The organism is Burkholderia sp. Tr-862 (assembly GCF_011753085.1).
In the GTDB taxonomy this organism is placed as follows: Bacteria; Pseudomonadota; Gammaproteobacteria; order Burkholderiales; family Burkholderiaceae; genus Burkholderia; species Burkholderia ambifaria.
The window spans coordinates 37,635-44,400 of sequence record NZ_VWWG01000048.1 but is presented as its reverse complement, the minus strand read 5'-3'; the positions used below and the strand labels follow the sequence as shown (position 1 = coordinate 44,400).

Below are 6,766 nucleotides of genomic sequence, written 5' to 3'. Positions count from 1 at the left end.
CAGCGCCGCGACCTGCGCGTCGGGCAGGCCGGCCAGCAAGAGCTCGACGCCGCGCAGATCGAGCGCGCCGGGCAGCGGCTGCTCGCGCTTCACGCTCGGCAGCGCGCGGCTCGCGTCGGGCCGCGCGGCGACGGCCGGCGCGTTGCCCGTCGAGTTGTTCTGCGCGTCGGCCGGCAGCGATTCGACGTAGCGAAGCTCGTCGTCGGTGTCGTTGTAGCGGAGCACCGCAGGCGGTGCGCCGTCGACGACGACGTACGGCCGCGGAATCACGTCGCTGTAGCGCCGCACCCAGTATTCGGCGACGAACGGCAGCTCGATGCGCCGGGCGCGAGCCGTACCGATCCCGGCTGCGGCGTCAGCTCGTACAGGTCGCCGGTGAGCCGGCGCAGCGCAAAGCCCGGACGGTCGATTCGCAGCAGGCGGCGGATGCTGTGCAAATAGAGCTTCCAGCCACCGTCGGCGATCGGCTGGTGGCCGCGGTTCTGCAGGAACAGGCGGCCCGTCGCGCAAGCCGCGCCGTCGGCGCCGAGGTCGGCACATGGCACGCCGGCCGCGGCCGCGTGGTTGTTGTCCACGGTGAAGCGCAACGCGAGGCCATTCGACAGCAGTGCGGCGAGATCGGCCGGCTGCGTGGCCGGCCGGGCGGTGCCGGCGATTGCGCCGGCGGCGGTTTGCGCGGGCTCGGCGCAGGTCGCGGCCGGCAACAGCGCCGCGATCAGCAAGCCGGTCAACAGGGAGGGCAACGTGCTCTTCATTCGAACTCCTGAGAAAAAAGGGGGGCGTGGCGGCGTCGTGGGACGACGTCGCTGCGGTCGGGTCTTTCAACGGAGCTGCGGGGACACCAGCGCCCGGCGCGAGGCGGTTGCGCCGGACGTATGCGGCACGCGGGTCGCGTGCGTTACGGAACGGGAGGCGGGCACGCGTGCCGATCCGATCGGCGAGGGCACGTCGGCGCGTTCATCGGGAATGGGCGGCAGAGGCGGCGGCGTCGAGGCGCGCGTCGCCGGCGGTATCGGGGTGGTCGCGCCCGACGGCGACGGCGAGCGCCGTCACCCGGCAACCGGCCGCCACACGCAAGCGGCGACGCGACGCGCAGGCGCGCGCCCCACACGGGATTCGCATGTCTCCCCCACTCAAATGGATTCGGCCTGTTGGCGGCCGCGTCCAACGATCATATGAAACCTTTTATTGGTATTCAAGTGGTATCAATCTGGCGCTAAATTGGCATCGGCCTGCCGCGCGGGCTCCCCACTGCCGGGACGAAAAAAAACCTCGCATGCAGCGAGGTTCGTTCCGGAGGCAGCGGCGGCGGGGCGAGATGCGTGCCGCCGCCGCGCACGCGTCAGTCGCGGCGTGTGCGCACCGGCGCTTCCTGCGGCTTTTGCCGCGCTTCGAGCCACATCGCGTTGACGATGCCGAACGACAGCGCGACGCCGATACCGAGAATCCAGCTGAAATACCACATGATCCGACTCCTTGTGAAACGGTGGGCGAGGGCGCATGCGCGCCCCGGCCGGGTTCAATACATCGAGTGCTCGTTTTCTTCGAGCGTCTGGCGCGTGACCTTGCCGCGCATCACGCGATAGACCCAGCTCGTGTAGAGCAGGACGATCGGCAGGAACACGATCACCGCGAACAGCATCACCTGCAGCGTCATGTGGCTCGACGTCGAATCCCACACGGTCAGGCTGCTGCGCGGGTCGAGCGACGACGGCATGATGAACGGGAACATCGAGAAGCCCGCGGTCAGGATCACGCCGGCGACCATCAGGCCGGTGCAGAAGAACGCCGTCTTTTCCTGTCTGGAGCCGGCGAGCAGCAGCGCGAGCAGGCCGCCCGCGATCCCGACCACCGGCGCCGCCATCATCCACGGATACTCGCCGTAGTTCGCGAGCCACAGGCCCGCGCCGGCGGCGACGTCCTTCAGCAGCGGGTTCGCGACCGTGTCGTTCGGCGCGGCGTGCGTGATGTGGAAGCCGCCGATCGTCGACGCGACCAGCACCCCGGCCAGCACGAACAGCACGACCGCCAGGAGCGCAGACACGCGCAGTGCGATCGACGCGCGGCGCGCGATCACGCCGTCGGTCTTCATCTTGATGAACGCGGCGCCGTGCGCGACGAGCATCGTGAGGCTGACGAGCCCGCAGAGCAGCGCGAACGGGTTCAGCAGCGCCCAGAAGCCGCCGTAGTAGGTCACCCGCAGGTCGCTGTCGAACTTGAACGGCACGCCCTGCAGCAGGTTGCCGAACGCGACGCCGAACACCAGCGCCGGCACGAAGCCGCCGACGAACAGGCCCCAGTCCCAGCCCGCGCGCCAGCGCGGGTCGGGCCGCTTGCTGCGATAGTCGAAGCCGACCGGCCGGAAGAACAGCGCGAACAGCACGAGCAGCATCGCGAAATAGAAGCCGGAGAACGACGCGGCGTAGACGAGCGGCCACGCGGCGAACATCGCGCCGCCGGCCGTGATCAGCCACACCTGGTTGCCTTCCCACGTCGCGCCGACCGTGTTGACGATGATGCGGCGCTCGTCGTCGGTCTTGCCGAGGAACGGCAGCAGCGCGGTCGCGCCCATGTCGAAGCCGTCGGTGACGGCGAAGCCGATCAGCAGCACGCCGACGAGCAGCCACCAGATCAGCTTGAGAGTTGCATAGTCCATAGCGATTCCTTGTTCCGTTGCGGGCGCGTGCTCAGACCGCGGCACGCTCGCCGGCGGCGAGTTCGTGGTGATAGCGGCCGGTATGCAGCGACGACGGGCCGAGACGCGCGTACTTGAACATCAGCTTGATCTCGATGACGAACAGCGCGGTGTAGAACAGGATGAAGCCGGCGAGACTCAGGTACAGGTCGCTGGGCTGCAGGCTCGACGCGGACAGGTGCGTCGGCAGCACGCCGGCGATCGTCCACGGCTGGCGGCCGAGCTCGGCGACGATCCAGCCGAATTCGATCGCGATCCACGGCAGCGGGATCGCCCACACCGCATAGCGGAGGAACCAGCGGCGGTTGTCCTGCAGCAGCTCGCGGCGCGCGCAGAACCAGAACGCGGCAACGAACGTCGCGACGAACAGGAAGCCGAGGGCCACCATGATCCGGAACGAGAAGAACACGGGCGCAACTGGCGGGATCGTCTTCTTCGCGGCGGCCTTGATCTGCTCGGGCGTCGCGTCCGTCACGTTCGGCGTGAACTGCTTGAGCATCAGCCCGTAGCCGAGATATTCCTTGTGCTGGTCGAACAACGCGCGGGTCGCCTCGCTCGTGTCGCCCTGCTTGATCTTCTGCAGCGCGCCGTACGCAACCATCCCGCTCTGGATGTGCTCCTCGCTGTGCTTCGCGAGCTCGCGCAGGCCGATCACCGGTTCGTCGATCGAGCGCGTCGCGATCAGGCCGAGCGCGTAGGGGATCTTGATCGCATAGTCGGTGCGCTGCTCTTCCTGGTTGGGAATGCCGATCAACGTGAACGACGCGGGCGCCGGCTGCGTTTCCCATTCGGATTCGATCGCGGCGAGCTTCATCTTCTGCACTTCGCCGGTCGTATAGCCCGATTCGTCGCCGAGCACGATCACGCAGAGCGTCGCCGCGAGGCCGAAGCCGGCCGCGACCGCGAACGAGCGCAGCGCGAAGTCGACGTCGCGCTTCTTCAGCAGGTACCACGACGACACGCCGAGCACGAACATCGCCGCCGACACGTAGCCGGCCGACACGGTGTGCACGAACTTCACCTGCGCGACCGGGTTGAACAGCACGTCGAACAGGCTCGTCATCTCCATGCGCATCGTCTGGTAGTTGAACGCCGCGCCGACCGGGTTGTTCATCCAGCCGTTCGCGACGAGGATCCACAGCGCGGACAGGTTCGAGCCCAGCGCAACGAGGAACGTGACCATCAGGTGCTTGATCCTCGACAGGCGGTTCCAGCCGAAGAAGAACAGGCCGACGAACGTCGATTCGAGGAAGAACGCCATCAGGCCTTCCACCGCGAGCGGCACGCCGAAGATGTCGCCGACATAGTGCGAGTAGTACGACCAGTTCGTCCCGAACTGGAATTCGAGCGTGATGCCGGTCGTCACACCCATCGCGAAGTTGATCCCGAACAGCTTGCCCCAGAACTGGGTCATGTCCTTGTAGACCTGTTTGCCGGTCATCACGTAGACGGCTTCCATGATGACGAGCAGCCAGGACAGGCCGAGCGTCAGCGGCACGAACAGGAAGTGGTAGAGCGCCGTGATGCCGAACTGTAAACGTGACAGATCGACGACTTCGCTACTTATCATGGTGGTCTCCCTCGGTAGATGCAGGAGCCGGCACCGAGAGCAGCTTCTCGGCGACGACGGCAGGCGGCAGTGACATGTGCTCGGCCTGCGGATGATTGAAGAATGCGTATTTGAGCGACATCAGGAGGATCAGCTTGACGATCAGCACCAGCGTGATGTCGCGCATGAGGGTCGGGCCGCGCGCCCATGCGGCGATGCGCGCGCGCCAGCCGATCGTGCCGGCGGCCTGCGGGGGAGGTGGCGCAGGCTCTTTGTTGATCGAGATCAAGGCGATTATCCTGAATCGATTTACGTTGGTTTCGGGGCGACTTTACGTCGGATTTATGACGGAACTTAAGCTGTTTTAATCCTTTTAAGCCGACATGCCAATTTTAAAGCGCCGGCTTTCCGATGCCGAGTGCCGCGCTGCGGCAGACCGTCGCGAATCGCGGGCCAAAACTTGAGGTAGATCAAGGGTATGCGGATGGGGCTGGAATCCATCCAATAGCCGGTCAATAAGGCCGATTAATTAGCGGAGCAATGTGCGAAACGACAGACGAAAAAAAACCGCTGCCGGTCGGGCAGCGGTTTTCGGTGAAGCGCTCTAAATCGTGGATTTAAGCGTATTCGGCGAGTGCGGTGCGCATCTTCTTCATGGCGCTCGCTTCGATCTGGCGGATGCGTTCCGCCGACACGCCGAATTCGGCCGCGAGATCGTGCAGCGTCGAGCCGCCCGAGCCGTCGTCGTCGACGTGCAGCCAGCGCGCCTCGATGATCCGGCGGCTGCGTGCGTCGAGCGCCTCGAGCGCCTGCGCGATGCCGTCCGTCTGCAGCATGTCGCGCTGACGCGCGGCGAGCACGGCGCTCGGCTCGTTGTGCGAATCGGCCAGGTAGGCGATCGGCGCATACGACTCCTCGCCGTCATCCACTTGCCCCTCGAGCGCGATGTCGCCGCCCGACAGGCGCGTTTCCATCTCGGTCACGTCTTCGCGCTTGACGTTGAGCTCTTGCGCGAGGCCGTCGATTTCCTCGGGCGTCATCGCCTGCATGCTCTTCTTGTGGCTGCGCAGGTTGAAGAACAGCTTGCGCTGCGCCTTCGTCGTCGCGACCTTCACCATCCGCCAGTTGCGCAGGATGTACTCGTGGATCTCGGCCTTGATCCAGTGGATCGCGTACGACACCAGGCGCACGTTTTGCGCCGGGTCGAAACGCTTCACCGCCTTCATCAGGCCGATGTTGCCTTCCTGGATCAGGTCGCCGTGCGGCAGGCCGTAGCCGAGATAGTTGCGCGCGATCGACACGACGAGCCGCAGGTGCGACAGCACGAGGCGGCGTGCCGAGTCGAGGTTGTTGTCTTCGCGGAATTCGGTCGCATAGCGGCGTTCTTCCTCGGCGGTCAGCAGCGGGATCCGGTTGACGGCCTGGATATACGCGTCGATGTTGCCAAGCTGGCCCGGCAACATCGAATGAGTTGCGAGCGCCAGCGAGCCTGCCGATTCGGCCTTGGCCGGCGTCGGGCTCAGGGTGTTCGGAAGGGTCAGGGCGTGGCTCACTAAAAAACTCCTTTGGAATCAGGGACAAACCCCTGGTCTCGGATGAGATTCCGGGGCCCATCTTAGCACTCCCGTAATTCGAGTGCTAATCCTTAGAGGGCGCGTGGACATCCAAGTTCCCGGTTTTTCTATCGAACTTGTCGAGTCGATAGTCTAATTTGCGACCGGGCTCGCTGGACGAAGTTCCGTAAACCCTTGTTTCAGATGGTAATCAGTAGACGTTTTCGATTTTTGTACTTTTGGAAGCAAACAATTTCGCTTCGTGATGCCGATCCGAAAAGTCCTTTACCATACCATTCAGTTCGCTCGGGCCGGCCGCTGCGGCAAGGCTCCATTCAACCCGCAAAGTTGGAGTGTCAGATGAACAATAAGAAGAATCGCCGGTCCCATTCCCGGCTTGCGCTGCATGCGCTGCTGGCGGCGTCGCTGCTGGGCGGATCGGGGGCCGCATTCGCGGACCGGTGGGGGATTCAAGCGGGCGGCGGTTTTTCCGATCGCCGCGGGATCGACAAGGCCGATCTCGCCGTGGTGTGGGATCCGGGCTGGAACTGGTGGGAAATCGGTGGCTGGCACTTCGCGTTCGTGATGGAAGGCCACGTCGGCTACTGGCATACGGGCGGCAACGTTCACGCCAATCTCGGGGAGTTCGGCGCAACGCCGATGTTCCGTTTCATCAAGAGCGCGGGCCAGGTTCGCCCGTTCATCGAGGCCGGTGCCGGCATCCGGTTCCTGACTCACCCGACGATCTCGAACAATCTGTCGCTGTCGACGTCCTTCCAGTTCGCGGACGTGGTCGGCGTCGGCGCGCAGTTCGGAGAACGCCAACAGTATCAGCTCGGTTACCGTTTTCAACATGTGTCTAACGCGGGTATCAAAGAGCCGAATCCTGGTATAAATTTCCACCAGTTCTACGTGCAGTACAACTTCTGATCCGCACGCCCGCGCACGGCGGGCGCGTTGCCGAGGAGT

6 protein-coding genes and 1 pseudogene are annotated in these 6,766 nt (G+C 64.8%); 1 reads left to right on the top strand and 6 read right to left on the bottom strand.

Annotated elements, in window-relative coordinates:
• The 6 genes and pseudogenes from F3J14_RS16000 to rpoH all read right to left on the bottom strand — a co-directional run.
• Positions 1-755, bottom strand: a pseudogene (locus tag F3J14_RS16000) (carbohydate-binding domain-containing protein); the annotation flags it as partial.
• A gap of 587 nt (positions 756-1,342) precedes the next feature.
• Entirely contained in the window at positions 1,343-1,465 is a 123-nt protein-coding gene (gene cydX / locus F3J14_RS15995; RefSeq protein ID WP_166723818.1) for a cytochrome bd-I oxidase subunit CydX, read from the bottom strand.
• Positions 1,466-1,519: 54 nt separating this feature from the next.
• On the bottom strand, positions 1,520-2,656 hold the full coding sequence (gene cydB / locus F3J14_RS15990; protein ID WP_166723816.1) for a cytochrome d ubiquinol oxidase subunit II: 1,137 nt from the start codon (positions 2,654-2,656) through the stop codon (positions 1,520-1,522).
• Positions 2,657-2,687: 31 nt separating this feature from the next.
• Positions 2,688-4,265 (bottom strand): cytochrome ubiquinol oxidase subunit I, encoded by a 1,578-nt coding sequence (locus F3J14_RS15985; RefSeq protein WP_166723815.1) that lies wholly within the window; start codon positions 4,263-4,265, stop codon positions 2,688-2,690.
• Positions 4,255-4,533 (bottom strand): cytochrome oxidase putative small subunit CydP, encoded by a 279-nt coding sequence (gene cydP, locus F3J14_RS15980; protein ID WP_012364745.1) that lies wholly within the window; start codon positions 4,531-4,533, stop codon positions 4,255-4,257. Before cydP ends, F3J14_RS15985 begins: the two co-directional genes overlap by 11 nt.
• Positions 4,534-4,861: 328 nt before the next feature.
• Positions 4,862-5,797, bottom strand: a complete 936-nt coding sequence (gene rpoH, locus F3J14_RS15975; protein WP_166723814.1) for an RNA polymerase sigma factor RpoH — start codon at positions 5,795-5,797, stop codon at positions 4,862-4,864.
• Positions 5,798-6,157: 360 nt separating this feature from the next.
• Here rpoH and F3J14_RS15970 point away from each other — a divergent pair, with 360 nt between their 5' ends.
• The gene (locus F3J14_RS15970) at positions 6,158-6,727 is read left to right on the top strand and encodes an acyloxyacyl hydrolase (RefSeq protein ID WP_166723813.1); all 570 of its coding nucleotides are present in this window, start codon (positions 6,158-6,160) and stop codon (positions 6,725-6,727) included.
• The last annotated feature ends 39 nt before the right edge of the window (positions 6,728-6,766 follow it).

Bases quoted from the DNA above. Each gene is read 5' to 3' on its own strand.
- F3J14_RS15985 (WP_166723815.1), bottom strand. From the start codon at position 4,265: ATGATAAGTAGCGAAGTCGTCGATCTGTCACGTTTACAGTTCGGCATC.
- cydX (WP_166723818.1), bottom strand. From the start codon at position 1,465: ATGTGGTATTTCAGCTGGATTCTCGGTATCGGCGTCGCGCTGTCGTTC.
- cydB (WP_166723816.1), bottom strand. From the start codon at position 2,656: ATGGACTATGCAACTCTCAAGCTGATCTGGTGGCTGCTCGTCGGCGTG.
- F3J14_RS15970 (WP_166723813.1), top strand. From the start codon at position 6,158: ATGAACAATAAGAAGAATCGCCGGTCCCATTCCCGGCTTGCGCTGCAT.